A 22,954-nucleotide genomic window follows, 5' to 3' on the forward strand; every position below is an offset into this window, starting at 1 on the left:
TCTAAATTACACACTATGGTCAAAAAGAGTCATTTCATTCTACTGACGCCCTTAACAATTCTTTCAGTAGCAGCACCTTGTTATGTTGCAGCGCTCCCTAATAATGCGAAGACAGCCATTGTCCAAGTCGTCCAACAACAATCCGTTTCTGGAAAGGTGGTGGATGAAACCGGAAAGCCTGTCAGCGGGGTTACCGTACAACAAAAGGGAACAACAGTAGCAACCACCACTGGTCAAGATGGGGTATTTACGCTGACAGTCACATCAAAAAATGCCACATTAGTCTTTAATTCAATCGGATTTATTGCACGGGAGCTACCAGTATCCCAAACAACTCAAGTTACACTGACAAAATCCGAGGACATGTTGGACGAGGTTGTCGTTGTTGGTTACGGTAAACAGAAAAAAAGTGACCTGACAGGGAGTGTCGCTACAGTGGAGGCCAAATCCCTCGAGCGGATCAATTCGCCAAACATCGTGGACAAACTGCAGGGCAAGATTTCCGGTCTAGCAATCAATTCTGGAAATGCTAAACCCGGGGAAACCGCAGCGATCAATATACGTGGCGAAAACTCCATATCTGCTTCCAATAATCCTTTGATCATCTTAGATGGAATCCCTTTCAGCGGCTCATTGGGTGATATTTCCTCCAATACCATTGCGAGTATTTCTGTATTAAAAGACGCCTCTTCCACGGCCATTTATGGATCACGTGCGGCAAACGGCGTCATTTTGATCACCTCCAAAAAAGGTGCGGCTGGAAAAGCGCGCATCAATTACAATGGTTATTTTGGGCTACAGAGTGTAGAACGTCTTCTGAAATTGATGAATGGCCCACAATACATTCAATTTATGCGCGACTATCAAGCCGCTAAAGGTAAAACTGGTGATGCGCTTAATCCCGAAAACTACCTTTTTGCGAATGTACTGGAACAGTATAAAAAAGGCGAAGAAGTCAATTGGCAAAATGAAGCCTTTAACAATGCGGCTCCCATTCACGAACATCAGCTCAGTTTTTCGGGCGGAACTGACAAATCTGATTACTATGCATCAGTAAGCTATCTCAATCAAGATGGCGTGGTCAAAAACACACCATACGAACGCTACAATGTCAACTTAAATCTCAATCAAAGCCTAAATTCATGGTTAAAATTGGGAATGACCATGCAAGCATCACAAGGCAATCGTGATGGTGTACAACCCAACTTAGAAAGCGTAGTAAAACTAGCTCCCTATAGCAAAAACCGGAATGAAAACGGTGTAGCGGAGACGTATCCGATGTATGCCCAAACATTATGGGGTCACCCTTTTGCCGATGAAAATGGTCAATGGGACAATACACGACGGACTGTATATGCAAACTCCTGGTTAGATGTCAAACTTCCAATTGAAGGGTTAAGCTTCAAGTCAACATTCGGCACGAACTACAGAAATATCAATGAAAACTCCTATTATGGATCAAATACGTTGACAGGACGCGGTGTAAATGGTCGGGGAGAGATTTATAATGAACATTTTTGGGATTGGACCTGGGAGAATTTACTGACTTATGACCGGACTTTTGGCGATCATAAAATTAATGTGGTCGGACTTTATTCCTCACAAAAGACCAACTTCAAAACGTCTAAAATGACCGGCGATGATTTCGTTTCCGATGCCGGGTACAACAATATGGCTTCAGCTTCCAAAAATCTGAAATTGGAATCCAAGCTTGAGAATACAGCGATGATCTCTTATATGGGACGGATCAACTACTCCTTCAAAGATCGTTATCTATTGACATTAACCGGTCGTTCGGACGGTTATAGCGCTTTTTCTGTTGATAACAGGTATGCCTTCTTTCCTTCGATTGCCGGAGCATGGGTAATCTCCAAAGAAGGGAACGTCCAAGATTACTTTGATCAGTTAAAACTACGGGTTTCTTATGGTAAAAACGGGAACCAAGCCGTATCTCCTTATCAAACCTATGACCGATTGACCAATGTGGATTATATCTATGGACTAGACCCCGTAAAAGGACTAGTGATGAATTTCAATGGACGAGGAAGCAACCTGACCTGGGAAACGACATCCTCCTTAAACGCAGGTTTGGATTTTGGCATTCTTAAAAATCGTCTTTCTGGAACAATTGACTACTATACTTCCAAAACAACAGATCTTTTGCTGAGCGAGCAAGTTCCGGTGATGAATGGCTATAATACCATTTTGAATAATATTGGTGAAACCTCCAACAAGGGATTTGAAGTCACTTTGAACGCCGTTACCACCAAAAATGACAATTTCCAATGGAATACAACGGTTAATTTTGCATACAACAACAATAAGATAACGAAATTGCGGGCAGATGGAAAGGATGATTTGACCAATGCCTGGCTTATTGGCAAACCAATACGCATTTTTTATGATTACAAAGTAATCGGGGTATGGCAGGAAGGTGAGGATATCGCCAACTCTTATCAACCAAAAGCAAAACCAGGCGATGCTAAACTAGCTGATTTAAATAACGATGGTAAAATCGATGCCAGCGACCGTACCGTCATGGGAAATAAAATTTCACCTTATACCCTCGGTATTGGGAATGATTTTACCTACAAAAATTTCTCCCTTTCTATATTTATGAACGGTGCTTTTGGCGGCACAAAAGTGGACGACTTTAAAAATATCGAGCGTTTCCTACCCAATAATGGCGCAAATTATCTCGCTGATATGCCTTACTGGACACCAGAGAACCCAAACACAGATATACCGTCACCGGGTTACACACCTGTCAATAACCATACGTATTACATCAATTCAGCGTACTGGCGGATTCGCGACCTCAGCTTGGGCTATACCTTTGAAGGCGATTTTCTAGAACGTTTGAATCTTTCGTCCGTCAGGGCATTTATCAATGCACGCAATATCTATACGTTCTCCAAAATAAAGGGGTACAATGTAGAAGCATTAAGTGTCAGTTCGACGACAGGAAACCCCACATCAACAAATATTGCCTACCCTTATCCGGTAGCAAGAACATTCTCATTGGGGCTAAATGTTCAATTCTAAACAGTTAAATATCATGAAAAAAAGAAATACAACTTTATATACACTTTTAGCTGGCCTTAGCCTATTCTTTACCGGCTGTAGCAAAAATTTTCTAAATGAAGATACCAGCAGCTTTCAATCGCCTGACAATACCTACATTAATACCAAAGGTTTTGAAACGGGTCTGAACGGTCTATACTCGTACGCTCGGATGGAATTTCTGACCTGGAACGGCAGTATATTTTCACAGGGAGCAACACCGCAGGAAGCTTTACAAGTTGGTACAGACATTGTCGCGATCAAAACCACAGGAACTGATGCAACTTTAGCGCCTTTTAGCAACTATAGCCTCAACCCAGCTTCGTCTTATGTACGTAATTACTGGAAGTATGCCTATGGTTTTATTGGAAATGCCAATATTATCCTGGAAGCATTAACAAAAAATACAATCCAATGGACAGATAAAGAGAATGATCCAAAACGTGTGGAAGCTACAGCCCGTTTCTTCCGCGCATACAGCTATCGTTATTTGATCAACCTCTACGGAGATGTGCCCTGGGTAGACAAGGTCTCGGTAACACCGCGCCGCGATTTTACCCGTACACCTAAAGCTGAAGTCTTGGCGCATATGATCGAGGACCTTAAATACGCTGGAGATAACTTGCCTGAGGACCCAGGCCCAATTCAAGAAGGGAAATTGACAAAATGGGCCGCATTGCATTATCTTGCTGAGGCTTATATTGAAGCTGGTCAACCAGATTTGGCTGCGGAAGCAGCTAACAAAGTGGTTCAGAGTGGTTATTTTAAATTAAACGATCAACGCTTTGGAGCCGAGAAAGACAAACCCGGCGACTATTTCCACGACATGTTTATCGAAAACAATCAGAATCGTTCGTCTGGCAATCAAGAGACTATCTGGGCCATTCAATTAGAATACAATACGCAGGGAGGCGGTGACAATTATACAGATTGGAGCAAACGCGCATGGGTTCCTTTTTATTCCCAACAAAAAGGTTTTGTCCTTGCCGACTCACTCGGAGGAAGGGGCCTCGGTCACGTGCGTCCGTACCAGTGGTGGCTGGATAGCTATGAAAAACAAGACGTCAGAAATTCCCCTTACAATATCAAACGGGATTGGTATTATAATGATCCTTCTGTTCCGGAACTCTATGGTAAGAAGGTTGTATTGACCGATGCAATCATTGCTTCTGGCAATGTATTTCCTACAATCACGAAGTTTTTTTATGGAAAAACAGCGGCAAACCCTGCATTTGAAGGCAATATGAAAGACCGTGTCAAAATACGATTGGCCGAGACCTATCTTTTATTGGCGGAAGCATATATGCGCGCCAATAAACCTGAACTGGCGAAGGATGCCATCAATGCGGTGCGCGCCCGGGCCAAAGCCTCTCCGGTCAATGCTTCGGCAATCAATGTAGATTTTATATTGGATGAACGTGCGAGGGAGCTTATGGGCGAAGAAATGCGCAGGATGACATTAGCACGCTTTGGTGCCGACGTTTTCCTACGCCGTGTACAGGCACTTAATCCTCAGTCAAAAGATGTTGTCAAGAAGGAATTTATTCTTTGGCCTATTCCACAGGAAGTCATCGACAGCAATACTGAGGCTGCTTTTCCGCAGAATGCTGGATATTAAACCTGACGTCAAAAAAGCCTTGTGGAATTCAAATTCCACGAGGCTTTTTATTGACATATCATTTTTTTTCTACCCCGCTTCAATAAGCTTGTAACTTCCATCCGAACGCAGCTGGCTACGGCCCATGGTTATATTTTTTGAGTGATAGAACAGAAAAATCCAGCCTTCTGGAGCCCCCTCTGTCCAATACCGCTGTCGGAGCTCTTTCGAGCGTCGTCCGTCAAAATCGTATTTAGCCACGTAATTATGAAAAATTTCCTCGGGTTCAGGCAACACATCGCCTCCGAAAAAATAGTGCTCTCCCCCTGTACGGATGTGAAATGCCTGGTGATTTGGTGTATGTCCGCCATTATGCACATAGCTGATTTCAGTATTTACCGCTCCTTCCCCCTCCACCAACACAAGGTTTCCGCTCCGTTGGACGACATCAAAAATCTCTGTACGGTAGGAACTGGAGATACCAGAATAGGCGTCCTCCCATTCGCCTCTTTGCACAATATATTCAGCCTCCGGAAATGCAATACGGAGCGAGCCTTCTTCCATTTTTACCATACCACCGGCATGATCCTTATGCAGATGTGACATCAATACATATTTTACATCATCGGGCTCATAACCTAATTTGCGAATATTATTGTACAGCTTCAGCACACCCTGGTCATCCGTATGCCCCAGGCCGGTATCACAGATCACAATACCTGATTCTGTTTTGATCAAAAAAGGATGAACATGGATAAACATGGATCCGGGACGATCTTTCGGATCATCTACAGCCGGATCAAAGGGAACGAATTTTCTACTTTTATCAACGGAAAAAGAACCTTCATATAGAGAATAAGCCTGCACCATATTTAAAACATTGGGAATATGCACGTTAAGCAACAGATGGTCAATACCAGGTTTAGGAATTAGGTAAGTCCAGCCTTAAAACGTATATTTACACTTAAAATATTGTGCAAAGATATGCAAAAAAGGTGGGTACTAAAATCTAAAACTGATGTCAAAATAACCAACAAACTGCGCGAGGAATTAAATATCAACGCTGTATTAACAGAGTTGCTCGTCAGCAGGGGAATTGGAAGTTTTGATGAAGCAAAACAGTTTTTTAGACCACAATTGTCCGATTTGCACGATCCATTTTTGATGAAAGATATGGAAAAAGCCATATCCCGAATCATCCAGGCCATTGGCAACAAAGAAAAAATTCTAATCTATGGTGACTATGATGTCGATGGCACAACAGCCGTTGCCGTAGTCTACAGCTTTTTCAGAGAATTCCATAGTCAGCTTGAGTTTTATATTCCCGACCGTTATGCGGAGGGATACGGTATATCTACACAAGGTATTGACTATGCTGCTGCAAATGGATTTACTTTAATTATCGCATTGGATTGCGGCATAAAGGCCATCGATAAGATTGAGTATGCCAACAGCAAAGGGATAGACTTTATCATCGGCGACCACCATCTGCCGGGAGAAAAACTTCCAAAGGCTTTTGCCGTGTTAGATCCAAAACGTGCCGATTGTGATTATCCGTATAAAGAACTTTCGGGTTGTGGCATCGGATTCAAGATCATTCAGGCTTTCATCCTGACCAATGGCATGGATATCAATGCCTGTTATCAGTTTTTGGATCTGGTCGCGGTCAGTATCGCTTCAGACATTGTTCCGATCACCGGAGAGAACAGAATCTTAAGCCATTTTGGATTAATCAAGCTCAATACCAACCCTTGTGTTGGACTAAAAGCCCTGATTGACCTTTCCAATAATAGAACAAAGACCTTCACGGTCAATGATATTGTCTTCCAGATCGGCCCACGCATCAATGCCGCCGGAAGGATAGACCATGCCAAGGATGCTGTTAAATTATTAATTTCAAAATCCTTACAGGAGGCTAAAGATTTCAGTTCGAGTATCGATGACCAAAATAATGTCCGCAAGGATTTTGACCTGAAGATAACCGAGGAGGCGCTGGCGCTGATTGAGGAGAACGTCGTGCTCAAAAGCCGAAAATCTACCGTATTATACAAAGCAGACTGGCATAAAGGTGTTATCGGTATCGTTGCCTCACGATTGACCGAAAAATATTACCGCCCGACCATTATATTGACGGAGACCAATGGTCATATTGCAGGATCTTGTCGTTCAGTCATTGGATTTGACCTATATGAAGCCTTAAACGAATGCGCCGATCTGCTTGAACAGTTTGGCGGACACAAATATGCTGCCGGACTGACCATGTCTCTTGATAATGTAAGTCTGTTTCAAGATCGCTTTGAAGAGGTTGTCGCCCGAAGAATCAGTCCGGAGATGCTGACACAGGAAATCCTGATCGACGCCAAACTTCACCTAAAGGATATCGACGCAAAGTTTTTCCGCATACTCCAGCAGTTTGAACCATTTGGCCCACAGAATGAAGCACCGATTTTCCTGAGCAAAAAGGTAAGTGCGGTAGGTTCGGCTTTCCCCGTCGGTACAAATCATTTAAAAATGACCGTGGTTCAGGAAGACTCTGCCTCTTTTGACTGCATCGGTTTCGGATTGGCCGAACATATCAGTCTTATCAATTCAGGCCAGAGTTTCGATATCTGTTATAGTATCGAGGAAAACGTGTGGCGCAACAAGAGAAACTTACAGCTTAACATCAAGGGAATACGATACTAGTTTTTTTATTTGAATAAGGTGTAGTTAGCTTCTTAAGCATAAAGCACCACAGTGGTCTAAATACTAAGATCTAAATACTTAATACTAAGAAGATATTAAATATATTTACCATAGATTTGCATCAAAATGCTCCAACAGCGATTTCCGCATCAAATTCAGTCTGATCTGTTTTTTGAGGGAACACATAGAGCAGCAGTTTATAGTGACAAGATAAAGCAAGAAGATGATTTTAAAGGCAGAACATCTCATAAAAAAATATAAGCAACGCACGGTTGTCAACAACGTGTCCTTTCATGTTGAGCAAGGAGAAATCGTGGGATTATTGGGACCAAATGGTGCCGGTAAAACGACCTCTTTCTATATGATTGTGGGTCTGATCAAACCCAATGAAGGAAAAGTATTCTTGGATGATCAAGAAATCACACAAGACGCCATGTACCAACGTGCACAACGCGGAATAGGTTATTTGGCTCAGGAAGCTTCTGTTTTCCGCAAGTTATCCGTGGAGAATAATATTCTTGCAGTACTGGAGATCCATTATCCCAACAAAGAAGAACGTATGGCCAAGCTGGAGGAGTTGTTATCCGAATTTAGTCTCCACCGCGTTCGTAAAAACAGAGGTGATCTTTTGTCGGGGGGTGAACGCCGCCGTACGGAAATCGCTAGGGCATTAGCGGCAAATCCAGCATTTATCCTTTTGGATGAACCATTTGCAGGGGTCGACCCTATTGCCGTAGAGGAAATACAAACGATCGTTGCCAAACTCAAAACGCGCAATATTGGCATCCTAATTACGGATCACAACGTACAGGAAACTTTATCCATTACGGATAGAGCTTATCTTTTGACCGAAGGAAAAATCATGCTGACCGGCACACCTGAAGAGATTGCCGATAATGAGCTCGCGCGAAAATTCTACCTTGGTCGTCATTTTGAATTGAGAAGGAAAAAATTTTAAAGCAAAAAGAATACCCTATGGCCTTATTAAACTCCATTTTTACTTGGTTCATGAAAAAAAGGATTCACCAGATCGAACTTTTTATGAAATATCCACACGATGTCCAAGAAGAATGGTTCCAAAGTTTAATTTCTACCGCAGAGGCAACAGAATGGGGAAAGAAATACGATTACACCAGTATACTCACACCTGAAATATTTAAAGAACGTGTCCCTATACAGGACTACGATGATATCAAAGGTTATGTAGACCGCATGATCAAAGGTGAGCAGAATATTCTGTGGCCTTCGGACATCAAATGGTTTGCAAAATCTTCGGGAACAACCTCTGACCGTAGCAAATTTATCCCCGTCAGTGAAGAGGCTTTGGAAGAATGTCATTTTCAGGGCGGTAAGGACATGTTGACCATCTACTGCCACAATAGACCCGAAAACCGTGTTTTCACGGGAAAATCGGTTGTCATCGGTGGCTCTTCCCAGATCAACAACTTCAGTCCCGACTCTTATTATGGGGACTTATCCTCGATCCTGATCCGTAATCTCCCTTTTTGGGCAGAATTCAAGCGGACCCCGAATATGGAGGTGACCTTAAATCCCAATTTTGAAGAGAAAATTGAACAGATAGCTCAAATAACCATTAAGGAAAATGTAACCAGTCTAGCAGGTGTGCCAACCTGGAATATAGTGATGGCCAAGCGTATTTTGGAAATCACGGGCAAGGATAATTTATTGGAGGTATGGCCAAATCTGGAATTTTATGGTCACGGTGGCGTGAGTTTCAAGCCTTACCGCGAGCAATTTCACAAGCTGATACCTTCAGACAAAATGTATTATCTGGAAAACTACAATGCCTCAGAGGGATATTTTGGTTTACAAGACAGATCTGATTCCGAAGATCTGCTGCTGATGCTGGACTATGGGATCTATTATGAATTCCTTCCGGTGGAAAGAATGCATGATGAAAATCCAACAACGCTACGCTTGGATCAAGTGGAAATCGGCAAGAACTATGCGCTGATCATATCCACCAACGCTGGACTATGGCGTTATAAGATAGGTGATACGATCAAGTTTACATCGCTCTCACCTTACCGTTTTCAGATATCAGGCCGCACAAAACAATACATCAATACATTTGGTGAAGAAGTAATCGTAGACAATGCCGAACAAGCATTGGCAGAAGCGAGCAAATTGACAGATGCCCGAATTAAAGATTATACCGCGGGCCCGGTATATTTTCGGGAAGCAGAAGCTGGCGCACACGAATGGGTTATCGAATTCGAACAGCAGCCTAATGATTTTAACCGTTTTTGTGAAATATTGGATGCAAAGTTGCGGGAAATCAATTCGGATTACGATGCGAAACGCTTTAAGAATATGGCACTCCAATCGCCCATTGTCCATAACGCGCCGTCAGACACTTTTTATAAATGGATGAAGTCTAGGGGTAAATTAGGTGGACAGAATAAAGTTCCAAGGCTGAGCAATAATAGAGAGTATCTCGATCCGCTTCTGAAGATTTTACAAGATTGACCGGAGGTCTGTCCTAGTGGAGATTAGCCAAAATTTTCCAATACATTTTTGGCTAATCTCTTTGTTTAGGGTTTAATTGCGGTTTTATACAAAAACACAAAAAAACCAAGGATAAAATTCACAGAAATACCTTTCTTTTGAATTTCAACATCACGCTGTAACAATTCGCGAGTTTCACCCGATGTTACTTCATTGCTTTTGTTAAGACTGTGAGTCAATTCCATACTAAGTTTATTTTATGATAAGTGATTTTATAGCGTAAAGCGAACCAGATGCCCATCGATGGCCGCATTCTTTATTGCCAAACTTTATGCCATAAATGCAAGCTGATTGTTAATTAATATAAAATTAATACATTTAATTAATAATGGACTGATTCTAAAAATTTCTAAGTCAAATCTTTCATTTTTATATAAAAAGTGTAGTCATTTGGAGAATGACTGTCCGAAATAAAAGGCATTTTGCCAAACGGGAAATTATCCGGACAAAGTGCGGTTTATATTTCAATTTTTCCTAACTTAGCCTAAGTAATATAAAAAATAAGATGAACGCGACAGAGAACTATTCAATTCGCGTAGAGCCAACTCAAAATTCAAGACTCTCGCAAGTAGATTTCGACAATCTAAAATTCGGAAAGATATTATCCGACCACATGCTGGTCGCAGACTATGATGATGGTGAATGGAAAGATGTCAGCATCGTCCCTTACGGAGACATCAGTATCAGTCCTTCGATGTCTGCTTTACATTATGGTCAAGCGATATTTGAAGGTATTAAAGCCTATAAATTTGCAGATGGTACGGTGAGTATCTTTCGTCCGGATAGAAACTGGGAAAGATTCAACAAATCAGCAGCCCGTCTTCAGATGCCTGAAGTCCCTGAGGAAATCTTCATGGATGGACTGAGCAAGCTATTGGATATTGACCGGAATTGGGTTCCTGCTAAAGAAGGCTCTTCTTTATATATCCGCCCATTTATGTTCGGTACGGAAGCCGCTTTGGGTGTACATCCATCCAAATCGTACAAATTTATCATTATTACGGGACCGGTAGGTGCTTACTATAGTAAACCCATTAGCTTAAAAGTTGAAACTTACTATACGCGTGCAGCCGAAGGCGGTGTTGGATTCTCGAAAAATGCCGGTAATTATGCATTGTCGCTTTACCCAACCCAATTGGCTAATGATGAAGGCTACGATCAAATTATGTGGACTGACGCAGCCGAACACAAATATATTGAAGAAGCCGGTACTGCAAACCTTATTTTCCGTATTGGCGATACCATTATCACACCACATGGTGATACCATCTTACATGGTGTAACCCGTCGTACCATTATGGAGTTAGCGGATAAATGGGGATATAAAACCGAACAGCGAAAAGTATCCGTTCAGGAGCTTATCGATGGCATCAAATCGGGAACAGTAACCGAGGCATTTGCCGCTGGAACAGCAGCAACGATAACACACATCAGCCGTATCGGTTTTGAAGGACAAGACTACAACTTGCCTCCGGTGGAAGGCCGCGAATTCTCCAATAAAGTCTTAAATTACCTGAATGAATTGCGCTACGGTAAAGTAGCTGATTCATTTGGCTGGAACTACTTGGTGAAATAAAGGAATAATACATACAAAAAAGGGCAGTTGGTGATCACCAATTGCCCTTTTTTGTGCAAATAGGTTTGATTAATTCTCCTTGTTGCTGCCATGAAGTTTAGCCTGTATAAAATCAATGATGTCCCCCGTCTCAGTAGGCTGGAACCAAACAGTATCACCATATTTTTTAAACCAGGTAATCTGACGCTTTGCGTAACGTCTTGAATTCTGTTTGATTTTGTCCACAGCATCTCCCAAAGAGATATTTCCGTCGAGATAGTCGAACAATTCGGCGTACCCTACCGTCAGCAAAGCTGGTTTGCTTCTAAAAGGAATCAACGATTTTACCTCCTCCAGCAAACCAGTTTCCATCATACGATCTACCCGAAGATTGATCCGTGCATACAATTGGGAACGCTCCATATTTAACCCTATCGTCAAAATATCAAATGGTCTTTTATCGACATCTTTCTTATGGTAAAAGGACATCGGTTTGCCTGTTGCCTCAAATACTTCCAGGGCGCGAACGACACGCTGTGGATTGTCCACATCGGCGACTTGATAATAAACAGGATCAATTGCATTTAACCGTTCCTTCATCTTTTCAATACCCAATTGCGCCATTTCGTTGTTGAGTCTTTCACGCACCTCCTCCCCGGCTTTGGGAAGGTCATCCAATCCTTCACAGAGTGCACGAACAAATAGTCCGGATCCGCCCACCATAATAACGACATCATGCTGCCTGAAAAGTTCATTCAGCCTGAGCAATGCTTCCCGCTCAAAATCGCCCGCAGAATAATCCTGACTAATGGAATGCGAATTTATAAAGTGGTGTGGAGCAGCGGCCAATTCTTTTGCATCCGGCTTTGCCGTACCGATGCTCATCTCCCGATAGAATTGGCGGGAATCGGCAGAAATGATTTCAGTCTTAAAGTATTGGGCCAATGAAATAGCCATTGCAGTTTTTCCAACAGCAGTCGGACCTACAATGGCTATCAGTGTTTTTTTATTTGCCATAATATGTGCTTTAGATGCTCAAATAAGCATCCAAAGGCATTTTCTATTAATATTCGTCTTCGTAGCCAGTAGATTCTTCACGTTCCTCCTCGCCTTCTCCCTCTTCATCTTCATCCTCGCTGTCAAAGCCATCCAATTCATCTTCGTCATCCACACCGTATTGTGTTTCATCCTCCTCAACATACTCATCCTCCTCAACAGCATCGGCTACAGGGAAATTAGCGGCAGTCATGGTTTTAGGTACCTGACCGACCGACTTGAACAAAGCCGGATACTCTTTACCTGCTTCCTCCTTCAAAATTTTGATCAGTTCCACCTGAAAATCATAAGGACGGTCAAAGTTATAGATGTAATAAAATTTTTGGTGTGGATCATCAATAAACTTGCTCAGGCGAATATTCTCCATCAACAAAACTTCCGTATCTTTCTTACGCTGCGTGGGTTTAAAAGCAATTTCTGTTCCTTTTTTCCACTGATCATTGCTCACGTAGAAAGAGGAAGAAGCATCTGGTGCGTAGCCTGTCGTTTTATGGATTTCCTCATGCATGTCTAAAAATGTACTTTTGGAAGGCATATCAATTTCGCGATATACATCTTCATAATCTTCAAAAGTAACTCTAAATCTATAAATTGCCATCTTTTATGTATTCTTCTTTTTAGCAGTTTAAAATTAATACTATATTTTAAGAATTGGAAATTTCCAATGGGATTTCTTGCTTGACCTCCAAGCCCATGTCTCCAGCTTTACGAACTAAATAGTGATAGGCTTCGATCCGGGAATTGGGGATATCACCTTCCAAAATAGCTTCGCGGATCAGATTTTTCAACTGTCCGACAACACGTCCAGGTGTCAATCCAAAAAGTGTCATAATATCTTCGCCACTGATGGGTGGCTGCCAATTTCTAATCTTGTCACGTTCTTCAACGTCCTTCAGCTTTTGCTTGACAAGTTCAAAATTCTGGCGGTACTTTTTCTTTTTAAACTCGTTCTTCGTTGTCACGTCCGCATGACACAACATCATCAGGGCATCGATGTCATCATCGGCCTCAAATAGTAAACGTCGAACGGCAGAGTCGGTGACAATATCCTGTGCCAGCACTATCGGACGAAGATGCAATTGTACAAGTTTCTGTACAAATTTCATCTTTTCATTCAATGGCAATTTCAGTTCGGCAAAAAGCTTCGGCACCATCCGTGCGCCACGGTCTTCATGTCCATGAAACGTCCAGCCCAATTTCTTATCGAAACGTTTTGTCGCCGGCTTGGCAATATCATGCATGATGGCAGCCCAACGTAACCAGAGGTCATCTGACAGTTCACATACATTATCCAAAACCTCCAATGTATGGTAAAAATTGTCCTTATGTCCTTTTCCGTCAATAATGTCAACACCATGCAGGTTGTACATGGCGGGGAAAATTAATTCCAACAGGCCGGTATCAAAAAGATATTTAAATCCCACCGAAGGCTTAGCTGAAAGAATAATCTTATTGATTTCGTCGATAATCCGTTCTTTCGAAATGATCCTGATACGTTCCTTAGTCTCCGTTATCGCTTTAATAGCCTCAATATCGATCTTAAAATTTAGTTGCGTTGCGAAACGGATCGCACGCATCATACGTAATGGATCATCCGAGAATGTTTCAATTGGATCGAGGGGTGTCCGGATAACACGGTGTTCGAGATCCTGTACACCATCAAATGGATCCACCAAGGTTCCATAATCGGCCTTATTCAGTGAAAATGCCATAGCATTGATGGTAAAATCACGACGATTCTGATCATCGCTCAAGGTCCCATCCTCTACGATCGGTTTTCTGGAATTTGCACGGTAGGATTCCTTCCTTGCCCCCACAAATTCCACGTTAAGCCCCTCAAAAACCAACATCGCGGTTCCAAAATTCTTATAGACCGCAACTTTAGCATGAAGTTTCTCACCGAGTAAAGTTGCAAATTCAATACCACTTCCCACCACAACAATATCCACATCATTTTTGAATGGGCGCTGCATAATATAGTCGCGCACATAACCTCCGATGACATAACATGTTGTGTTTGTCTGCTCGGCGAGCTCCCTGATGATAGAAAATATTGGATGTTGTAAATTATCGCACATAGTTAGAACAGTGGGTTTAAAAAACCAAACAGTTTGCAAAAGTAATACTTTTTTTTAGTATTAGGTATTGAGCTATTAGAATTGAGATTTTGATCATTATAGTCCCCTTAATGACAATATGATTCTCGTCATCTGCTTAACTTGACACATAACCGCTATAGATCAAAAAAATCAGCAACTATTACAGGCCTAATCCCGGTCTTTGGACAATTTGCGGAAGGCCAATGGATTCTTCAATAATTCAGCTTGTTCCCGGCGACGTTTCACAATATGGACCGCAGTAAAAATTGCCTCGACAAATGAGCTCGGTGAGGCCAGGTTTTTCCCTGCGATATCGTAGCCTGTACCATGATCCGGCGAAGTACGCACAATGGGTAATCCAGCAGTATAATTTACACCGCCCCCCTTGGCGATATGTTTGAAAGGAATCAGCCCCTGATCGTGGTACATGGCCAGTACGGCATCAAATTTCTCATAAGCACCCTTTGCAAAGAAACCATCTGCAGGATAAGGACCAAAACAGAAAATCCCCTGTTCATTTGCTTTTTCAACCGTTGGTCGAATTATCTGGTCGTCTTCCGTCCCGATAATCCCGTGATCGCCAGCATGTGGGTTAAGTCCCAAAACGGCTATTTTCGGTTTCTCAACCCAGAAATCCTTTTTTAAAGATTCGTTCATCAGAACGAGCTTTTTCAAAATTGCCTCTTCCGTAATATTCGTAGCCACATCGTGTAATGGGATATGTCCCGTCACCACACCAATGCGCAGCTCATCACAGACCATAAACATCAGTACATCGTCAGCTTCAACTTTTGCCTGCAAATATTCGGTATGTCCAGGAAATTGAAATCCTTCCTGTTGAATATTATGTTTGTTGATTGGTGCGGTCACCAATGCATCAATTTTACCGGCTTTCAAATCATCTATCGCTCGCTCGAGTGACAAAAAAGCATATTTGCCGCCGATTTCATTTTCCTCACCCAAGGAGATCTTAACATCTTCCTGCCAGCAATTGATCATATTCGCCCGTTTGGAATGGGCCTGTTCAGCATCATTGATTACGTTAAAACTAAAATCGTTTACTCCTATCGCTTTTCGGTGAAAAGAGGCCACTTTTGTATTTCCATAAACAATCGGCGTAAAAAAATCGCACATACGTTGATCTACCAATGACTTAATAATTACTTCAAGTCCAATGCCGTTAATATCCCCTACGGTAATTCCGATTTTTAGTTTATCACTCATCCTTTTTTAAATGCTTTGACTCAAAAATAGGGATTTTTTTTTAGTATTGAGTAGTTAGATATGCGTATTAAGATTTTGGGCGAACAAGCCTCTGGCCTAAAAACTTTCTGTCCTTTTGAATTTTTACTTTTGACTTTTTACTTTATAAAGCTTTTAAATTTCTAATTTTGCATCATGAGTACAGTTAGAGCAAAAAAACATTTAGGACAGCATTTCTTAAACGATAAGAATGCCGCACAACGTATTGTAGAAGCATTGGATCCTAAATTGGGTTTTAGCCAAGTACTCGAAGTCGGTCCGGGAATGGGTGTCCTTTCGGATTTTCTATTACAGAAAGAAGAATATGAGACCTATCTGATCGATGTTGACGATGAATCGATCGCCTATCTGGATGACAAATACCCACAATTGGGCAAAAGATTGATCCATGGCGATTTTCTAAACCTTGACTTTTCACAATATTTCGGTGAAAAAATGGCTGTCATCGGCAATTTTCCCTATAATATTTCTTCTCAGATCCTCTTCAAAATTCTGGACGAGCGTCAACGTGTTGTTCAGATGACAGGCATGTTTCAAAAAGAGGTCGCTGAGCGCTGTACAGCGAAAGCGGGCAGTAAAGAATATGGTATCCTGAGCGTGTTCTTACAGGCATACTACAAAGTAGAATATCTCTTTACCGTAAAGGCAGGCGCATTTAATCCACCACCAAAAGTATTGTCAGGTGTCATTCGCATGACGCGAAATGACCGTGAACAATTAGCCTGCGACGAGAAGCTGTTTTGGCGGGTCGTTAAAGCGGGATTCAATCAACGTCGCAAAACCTTGCGCAACTCCCTTTCGGGTGTTGTCCCAAAAGATAAAATGTCGGACAATCCGCTGTATGAGCTGCGGGCCGAACGATTGACCGTAGATGACTTCGTCAGCTTGACAAACGAGATTGCAAACTGCCTTTAATATGAAGCCGGCAGATAACACTTTTATCATTATCGGTGGCGGAATCGCTGGATTATGCACAGCAATAGGCCTCCAGCAACTGGGTATTGAAGCCCATGTTTATGAAAGTGTATCCGAACTTAAAGGTATAGGAGCAGGATTTGGCCTTGCTGCCAATGCCATGCAGGCATTAGATCACCTGGGCCTAAAAGAAGAAATCAGCCAAATCGGACATTATCTTGAATCCTACAATGTCCTGGATCAAAAAGGGAATATTTTGGTCGAACCGGATACCAGATCAATCAGCAAAAAATACAAACAGGACAATTTCGCCATACATCGGGCGGACCTACATCAATTTCTTCTATCAAAGATTCCTGACAGTCAAGTTCATCTTGGCAAGCGTGCGCTGTCTTTTGATCAACTAGGTGAACAGATCCATGTTCATTTTACCGATGGTACCCAAGCAGTAGGTAACGCAATATTAGTTGCCGATGGCGTACATTCACTTTTACGTCAGCATCTGATCCCCACATCCACCCCCCGTTATTCAGGCTACACCTGCTGGCGCGCAACAATAGATAACAGTAGCATCCAGCTCAAAAAAAGCACCGAAACATGGGGTGCAAAGGGTAGATTTGGCATGACACCGCTTGTAGGCGACCGCATTTATTGGTACGCTTGTATCAACAGCCCACAACAAAATCCTGCTTTAAAGAATTGGACCCCGTCGGATCTGCTAAATAATTTCAAGGATTACCATGACCCGATCCCAACTATTCTATCAGAGACGCAGGCAACCGAACTGATCTGGAATGATATTATAGATATTGCTCCCTTACAACAGCTTGCTTTTGACAATATCCTTTTACTCGGAGATGCCGGTCATGCCACAACGCCGAATTTAGGACAAGGTGCCTGTCAAGCCATAGAGGATGTTGCCGTACTATTGGATGAACTGAAAACAGCTGCCTCCGTCCAGCAGGCCTTCGCCCGATTTGAAGCGCGACGGTTGGACCGTGTTAATTATATCAGCAATACCTCTTGGCAGATCGGGAAGATCGCTCAATGGGAGAACCCATTTTTAATCGGTATGCGCAATTTCATCATGAAAATCATGCCGAATAGACTCAAGCAACAACAGTTAAACAAGTTACTGTCAGTAGACTTTATGCAAATCAACCGTAATCATGAAAGCTAATATTTTGATTGTCGACGATATCCACGAAATTATGTTGGAGAAATTTGAACAGGCAGGGATTCCCTATGACTACCAACCTGACATTGACCGCCAAGAAGCTGAAAAAATCATTGCAAACTATTCAGGCATGGTCATCCGCTCTAAATTTCAGGTCGACAAAGCTTTCTTTGACCTGGCTCCTAACTTGCGTTTCATCGCCCGGGCAGGGGCTGGAATGGATAATATCGATGATGAAATTGCCACACAGCGACAGATTACATTAATTCCCGCCAACGAAGGTAACCGGGATGCGGTGGGCGAACACATGATCGGCATGTTGTTAAGCCTGATGAACAACCTCAACCGCAGCGATCAACAAGTGCGGGCCGGCCAATGGTTGCGTGAGGCCAACCGAGGCTATGAACTTAAAGGGCGTACCGTTGGTTTGGTCGGTTATGGGCACAATGGTATGGCGATGGCTAAAAAGCTCTCTGGCTTTGAGGTGAACGTACTTGCTTACGATAAATATCGGACCGAATATACGGACCAGTACGCAGAAGAAGCCACTATGGAAGATATCTATTCGCAAGCGGATGTTATTAGCTTCCATATCCCCCTGACGGCCGAAACAAAAGGAATGATTGACAGTGTTTATCTCTCCAAATTTAAGAAACCAATCTTCTTCCTGCTTGGTGCCCGAGGTGGCATTGTACAAGTACCGGCTGTATTAGCTGGTCTTGATAGCGGCAATATTCTCGGTGCAGCCTTTGATGTACTTCCCGTCGAAAAATTCCCCAAACTTGCTGAACAGACCTGGTACCAGGAACTCATTCGCCGAGAAAATGTCATACTATCCCCACACGTAGCGGGCTGGACATTTGAAAGCTATTATAAGTTATCAGCAGTTGCCGCAGATAAGATTATTGCATTTTTAAAGCTTCAGGAAACGCATTAAAAAAGTTTAATCCATTATCGGGTTATGAAAGTTGTTCGACTACCTACCAAATGCTAAACAACGCCACGATCAAAAATTGGAGTACAAGGCTCCCATCCAATAAATAGGCATAATGGTAGTGATCTTTCGTTTTGAAGACGGCTAGCTTTAGGAGTGCATATATCAGTATATTAGTTAAGATCAGCCCCAACTTGATCCATAACAGATAGGGTGCAACAAGGATTAAAAAGCTATGTAATATCAATAAAGTATAGGTAAGTCTTTTCGCTTTCTGCTCCCCCAACATATTGGGCAGCGTACGCAGATGATAGTAAGAATCCTGCTGAATGTCACGGATATCAAAAGGTAGTGTACAAATAATCAAGAATATAAATTTCAACACGCAGAGCGCAACGAGCACCCAATGGTCTATCCTGTCACCGATATTGAGCAGTTCAACATAGGGAAGTACCACACTACTACAGACCCAAACCAGGGCAATATGGAAGATCTTAGCCCCGGGTATCTGTCTCAGCCCTACTTTTCGGTCATGGAACGTAAACAACGGCATTCCGTACAATAAGCTCAAGATTCCGATAAAGCCCAAAAACAGAAATGAATAGCGGTGAATATGGAACAAACAGTAACCAAGAACAGCCAATGCGATGACATTATTTAACCACATCACCCATTCATGGTTAAATATCCAACGTGTACGTGGGAATTTGGACTCTTTTGGATTCTTCGGCTTAGACCACCATAGGCTAAAATTATAGAGTAATAATGTTGCTGTCCCCTCGACCAAAACAATAGACCAATTGATTGGTCGTTCAAATATGATATAGGTCAGTGCGCATTGCGCCATGGCGGCCAATGCAATTAAAATATTCGTATAAATGCTGATATAGAATATCTTTCTTAGAAACAACATGCTTGTTTAATCTTGCTGCAATATAACAATCTTGATAGAGAAAAGTAGTTTAACATTATATTAAACATCAAATTGTTGATAAAATGGGCAAAAACCGCTAAATTGTACACCGAAATTGAACGATCAAAAACGATTTCGCAACGATAACAATATAAATTAAAATAATTCATAATAATCCTAATAACGATGAGCCTACAAATAAAATCATTTGAAGAATATCAAAGTGAATATAAGCGAAGTGTAGAACAACCAGAGGAGTTTTGGGCGAGCATAGCGGATCATTTTTTCTGGAAGAGAAAATGGAACAAGGTGCTGAACTGGAACTTTGAGGAACCTAATATCAAATGGTTTGAAGGTGCAAAATTAAATATTACAGAAAACTGCCTGGACCGTCATATTTATGCGAATGGCGATAAACCAGCGATTATTTGGGAACCAAATGACCCGAATGAAGCACACCGCATCCTTTCCTATAAACAATTGTTACAGAAGGTCGAGCAATTTGCCAATGTATTAAAGAACAACAACATCAAAAAGGGCGACCGGGTCTGTATTTACTTGCCAATGGTTCCAGAATTGGTTATTGCTGTATTGGCCTGTGCACGTATCGGTGCTATCCATTCAGTTGTCTTTGGCGGTTTCTCCGCGCGTTCGATTGCGGATCGTATCGTGGATGCGGAATGCAAATTGATCGTGACTTCGGATGGCAGTTACCGTGGTAATAAAACCATTGGCCTTAAAAATATTGTTGATGATGCGTTAATGCAATGTGATACTGTAGAGAAAGTCATTGTATTAACACGTACACGTACGCCAGTATCCATGATCAAGGGACGTGATGTGTGGTGGGAAGACGAGATCAAGAAAGTTGAGACCCAAGGGAATCCGGCCTGCCCTGCAGAAGAAATGGATGCCGAGGACACTTTATTTATCCTTTATACTTCAGGATCCACCGGTAAACCAAAAGGTGTCGTACATACCTGCGGTGGCTATATGGTCTACACGGGATACACCTTTATGAATACTTTCCAATATCAGCCCAACGATGTATTTTTCTGTACAGCTGACATCGGATGGATCACCGGCCATAGTTATATTGTCTATGGACCGTTGTCACAAGGTGCTACTTCATTGATGTTTGAAGGTATCCCAACATTCCCGGACGCCAGCCGTTACTGGGATATCGTTGATAAATTTAAAGTCAATATTATCTACACCTCCCCTACGGCACTACGTTCGTTAATGGCCTTCGGAGATCAGTTTGTAGATAAAAACGATCTTTCGTCACTACGCGTATTGGGTTCGGTGGGCGAACCTATCAATGAAGAAGCCTGGAACTGGTTTAACGAGAAGGTGGGTAAGAAGAACTGCCCTGTCGTGGATACCTATTGGCAAACGGAGAATGGAGGTCACCTGATAACCTCATTGGCTGGTGTGACACCAGAAAAAGCAAGTTACGCGATGTTCCCAATGCCGGGTATACAACCCGCGTTGATGGACGAGAATGGAAAAGAAATCGAAGGCAATGATGTCACTGGAAATCTATGTATCAAATTCCCTTGGCCGGGTATGTTACGGACGACTTGGGGAGATCATGATCGTTGTAGACAAACGTACTTCTCCACTTACAAAGACATGTACTTTACAGGCGATGGTTGTTACCGTAGCCCAGAAGGATATTACAAAATCACGGGCCGTGTGGACGATGTATTGAATGTATCCGGTCACCGTATCGGTACTGCGGAGGTAGAAAATGCCATCAATATGCATGCTGATGTTGTGGAATCCGCTATTGTCGGCTATCCACATCCAGTCAAAGGTCAGGGCATCTACGCTTATGTTATCGCCAATCACCATACAGATGCAGAAGCCACTAAAAAAGACATTATGGAGACTGTATCACGTATTATTGGCCCCATTGCCAAGCCAGATATCATCCAGTTTGTCAATGACCTACCAAAGACACGTTCAGGAAAAATTATGCGCCGTATTCTACGCAAGATTGCCGAAGGCGATATTAGCAATCTAGGTGACACATCGACATTACAGGATCCAACTGTGGTCGAAGGCATTATCCAAGGTGCTGAAGGTTTAAAAAAATAATTGGCAACAATCTTTAACAAAGAAAGCCTCCCATGTGGAGGCTTTCTTATCTTATTTACCATTATTCTATCTCGAAAGGTTTAGGCGTATTGGAATTGTATATTTCACGTTGACCTTCTCACCGCGTTGTATCCCCGGTTTCCATTTACCAGCTTTTTTTAGAACACGGATTCCCTCTTCACCTGTCCCAAAACCTAAATCTTTTTTGACTACCATATCTTTTGGATTCCCCTCTTTGTCTATAGTAAATTCAATTGCTACAATGCCATGAACATTATTACTAATAGCCTCACGCGTGTAATTATAGTGGCTTGCAATAAAGCCCATCAATCTTGAAATACCACCGGGATAGTCGGGATAACTCATAAAGTTGGTGGAATCATACTGAATAACTTCACCATTAGCCTTTGTTTTAGTCCCTGATACTAGTTTACCATGCGTATACGTTTCTATAAACTTATCCTTTCCCATGTGTCCTTTCCATTCGCCCTCCCGCAGGTTGTTCTTCATTTCACCTTCCTCATTACTCCAACCATAATTTAATCGAATAAAACCATTCCCATTTTCTAATGTTTTGTTATGAAGAGAATCATAGTACACGACATAAATGGGCTTTCCTATTTGCAGTTTACCTTTTTTATCGAGGTTACTTGGATAGAAAGTAATCATTTCCAGTTTATTATTGGGGTACAAATAAAATGCTGAGTCTATAAGATTCCCATCGTTAAAATTCTCTAAGCTCTTTAATATTCCATTCTCATGGAACTCGTATTTGCGTCCTTCGAATTTATAAGGAGGAAGAGCATTCTTACTAACGCCATTAAGTTTAACAGAGTCGTTGTGAAGATAAAATTCTTCAATACGATAAGCCTTATCCTTATTTTTAGTTTCAACATGAATCATTCTCAAAAAATAGGCTGAGTCCCGCTGTTTTATTTCAGTTCCATCTTTCTTATGATAGGATGTAAAGGTAACTTGTGCCGAAAGGCTTGAGCAGCAAAAATTGAGCAGTAGAAAACAAATAAATTTCGCCGTAAAATGTAAATAATACTTCATTATCATTAT

18 protein-coding genes are annotated in these 22,954 nt (G+C 42.0%); 10 read left to right on the forward strand and 8 right to left on the reverse strand.

The features are described from left to right. Nucleotides 1–15 precede the first annotated feature (15 nt). Both G6053_RS27000 and G6053_RS27005 read left to right on the forward strand, forming a co-directional pair. On the forward strand, nucleotides 16–3,045 hold the full coding sequence (locus tag G6053_RS27000; protein WP_165309146.1) for a TonB-dependent receptor: 3,030 nt from the start codon (nucleotides 16–18) through the stop codon (nucleotides 3,043–3,045). A gap of 13 nt (nucleotides 3,046–3,058) precedes the next feature. Next, nucleotides 3,059–4,681 carry a RagB/SusD family nutrient uptake outer membrane protein gene (locus tag G6053_RS27005; RefSeq protein WP_165309147.1) on the forward strand — a complete coding sequence of 541 codons (1,623 nt, stop codon included), beginning with the start codon at nucleotides 3,059–3,061 and terminating at the stop codon, nucleotides 4,679–4,681. Nucleotides 4,682–4,750: 69 nt separating this feature from the next. Here G6053_RS27005 and G6053_RS27010 read toward each other — a convergent pair whose 3' ends face one another. Continuing rightward, nucleotides 4,751–5,530, reverse strand: a complete 780-nt coding sequence (locus G6053_RS27010) for an MBL fold metallo-hydrolase (RefSeq protein ID WP_165309148.1) — start codon at nucleotides 5,528–5,530, stop codon at nucleotides 4,751–4,753. A 114-nt stretch (nucleotides 5,531–5,644) separates the two neighbouring features. Here G6053_RS27010 and recJ point away from each other — a divergent pair, with 114 nt between their 5' ends. From recJ to G6053_RS27025, 3 genes are all read left to right on the forward strand, one after another. After that, nucleotides 5,645–7,345: a single-stranded-DNA-specific exonuclease RecJ gene (recJ, locus tag G6053_RS27015; RefSeq protein WP_165309149.1), complete on the forward strand. Its 1,701-nt coding sequence runs from the start codon at nucleotides 5,645–5,647 to the stop codon at nucleotides 7,343–7,345. 223 nt (nucleotides 7,346–7,568) lie between these two features. Beyond that, entirely contained in the window at nucleotides 7,569–8,303 is a 735-nt protein-coding gene (lptB, locus tag G6053_RS27020; RefSeq protein ID WP_108635009.1) for an LPS export ABC transporter ATP-binding protein, read from the forward strand. 17 nt (nucleotides 8,304–8,320) lie between these two features. Then, entirely contained in the window at nucleotides 8,321–9,835 is a 1,515-nt protein-coding gene (locus tag G6053_RS27025) for a GH3 auxin-responsive promoter family protein (RefSeq protein ID WP_108635008.1), read from the forward strand. A gap of 65 nt (nucleotides 9,836–9,900) precedes the next feature. Here the strand turns inward: G6053_RS27025 and G6053_RS27030 are convergent, their stop codons facing one another. Next, nucleotides 9,901–10,059 carry a hypothetical protein gene (locus G6053_RS27030; RefSeq protein ID WP_165309150.1) on the reverse strand — a complete coding sequence of 53 codons (159 nt, stop codon included), beginning with the start codon at nucleotides 10,057–10,059 and terminating at the stop codon, nucleotides 9,901–9,903. A 320-nt stretch (nucleotides 10,060–10,379) separates the two neighbouring features. Between G6053_RS27030 and G6053_RS27035 the strand changes: the two genes are divergently transcribed. Continuing rightward, on the forward strand, nucleotides 10,380–11,450 hold the full coding sequence (locus tag G6053_RS27035) for a branched-chain amino acid aminotransferase (RefSeq protein WP_165309151.1): 1,071 nt from the start codon (nucleotides 10,380–10,382) through the stop codon (nucleotides 11,448–11,450). A 69-nt stretch (nucleotides 11,451–11,519) separates the two neighbouring features. Here G6053_RS27035 and miaA read toward each other — a convergent pair whose 3' ends face one another. From miaA to pdxA, 4 genes are all read right to left on the reverse strand, one after another. Next, nucleotides 11,520–12,446, reverse strand: a complete 927-nt coding sequence (gene miaA, locus G6053_RS27040; RefSeq protein ID WP_165309152.1) for a tRNA (adenosine(37)-N6)-dimethylallyltransferase MiaA — start codon at nucleotides 12,444–12,446, stop codon at nucleotides 11,520–11,522. Between the two features lie 46 nt (nucleotides 12,447–12,492). Further along, nucleotides 12,493–13,083, reverse strand: coding sequence for a hypothetical protein (locus G6053_RS27045; protein ID WP_108635005.1), 591 nt, complete (start codon nucleotides 13,081–13,083; stop codon nucleotides 12,493–12,495). Between the two features lie 46 nt (nucleotides 13,084–13,129). After that, nucleotides 13,130–14,563: an HD domain-containing protein gene (locus G6053_RS27050; protein ID WP_108635004.1), complete on the reverse strand. Its 1,434-nt coding sequence runs from the start codon at nucleotides 14,561–14,563 to the stop codon at nucleotides 13,130–13,132. Between the two features lie 189 nt (nucleotides 14,564–14,752). After that, on the reverse strand, nucleotides 14,753–15,808 hold the full coding sequence (gene pdxA / locus G6053_RS27055) for a 4-hydroxythreonine-4-phosphate dehydrogenase PdxA (RefSeq protein ID WP_108635003.1): 1,056 nt from the start codon (nucleotides 15,806–15,808) through the stop codon (nucleotides 14,753–14,755). A gap of 174 nt (nucleotides 15,809–15,982) precedes the next feature. On the opposite strand from pdxA, the gene rsmA reads away from it, so the two are divergent. From rsmA to G6053_RS27070, 3 genes are read left to right on the forward strand one after another with little or no spacing between them, the layout of a single operon-like run. Next, a complete protein-coding gene (gene rsmA, locus G6053_RS27060) occupies nucleotides 15,983–16,762 on the forward strand; it encodes a 16S rRNA (adenine(1518)-N(6)/adenine(1519)-N(6))-dimethyltransferase RsmA (protein ID WP_104383896.1) in 780 nt (259 codons plus the stop codon). Between the two features lies 1 nt (nucleotide 16,763). Continuing rightward, complete coding sequence (locus tag G6053_RS27065) at nucleotides 16,764–17,942, forward strand: FAD-dependent monooxygenase (protein WP_165309153.1); 1,179 nt, start codon at nucleotides 16,764–16,766, stop codon at nucleotides 17,940–17,942. Continuing rightward, nucleotides 17,932–18,876, forward strand: a complete 945-nt coding sequence (locus G6053_RS27070; RefSeq protein WP_165309154.1) for an NAD(P)-dependent oxidoreductase — start codon at nucleotides 17,932–17,934, stop codon at nucleotides 18,874–18,876. Before G6053_RS27065 ends, G6053_RS27070 begins: the two co-directional genes overlap by 11 nt. Before the next feature lie 43 nt (nucleotides 18,877–18,919). Here G6053_RS27070 and G6053_RS27075 read toward each other — a convergent pair whose 3' ends face one another. Next, a complete protein-coding gene (locus G6053_RS27075) occupies nucleotides 18,920–19,786 on the reverse strand; it encodes a hypothetical protein (RefSeq protein WP_165309155.1) in 867 nt (288 codons plus the stop codon). A gap of 186 nt (nucleotides 19,787–19,972) precedes the next feature. Here G6053_RS27075 and acs point away from each other — a divergent pair, with 186 nt between their 5' ends. After that, nucleotides 19,973–21,889, forward strand: a complete 1,917-nt coding sequence (acs, locus tag G6053_RS27080) for an acetate--CoA ligase (RefSeq protein WP_165309156.1) — start codon at nucleotides 19,973–19,975, stop codon at nucleotides 21,887–21,889. 66 nt (nucleotides 21,890–21,955) lie between these two features. On the opposite strand, the gene G6053_RS27085 is transcribed toward acs, so the two are convergent. Beyond that, nucleotides 21,956–22,945: an energy transducer TonB gene (locus G6053_RS27085; protein WP_165309157.1), complete on the reverse strand. Its 990-nt coding sequence runs from the start codon at nucleotides 22,943–22,945 to the stop codon at nucleotides 21,956–21,958. Between the last annotated feature and the right edge of the window lie 9 nt (nucleotides 22,946–22,954).

Origin of the sequence: Sphingobacterium sp. DR205, from assembly GCF_011064245.1 — a bacterium.
Taxonomy (GTDB): Bacteria; Bacteroidota; Bacteroidia; order Sphingobacteriales; family Sphingobacteriaceae; genus Sphingobacterium; species Sphingobacterium athyrii.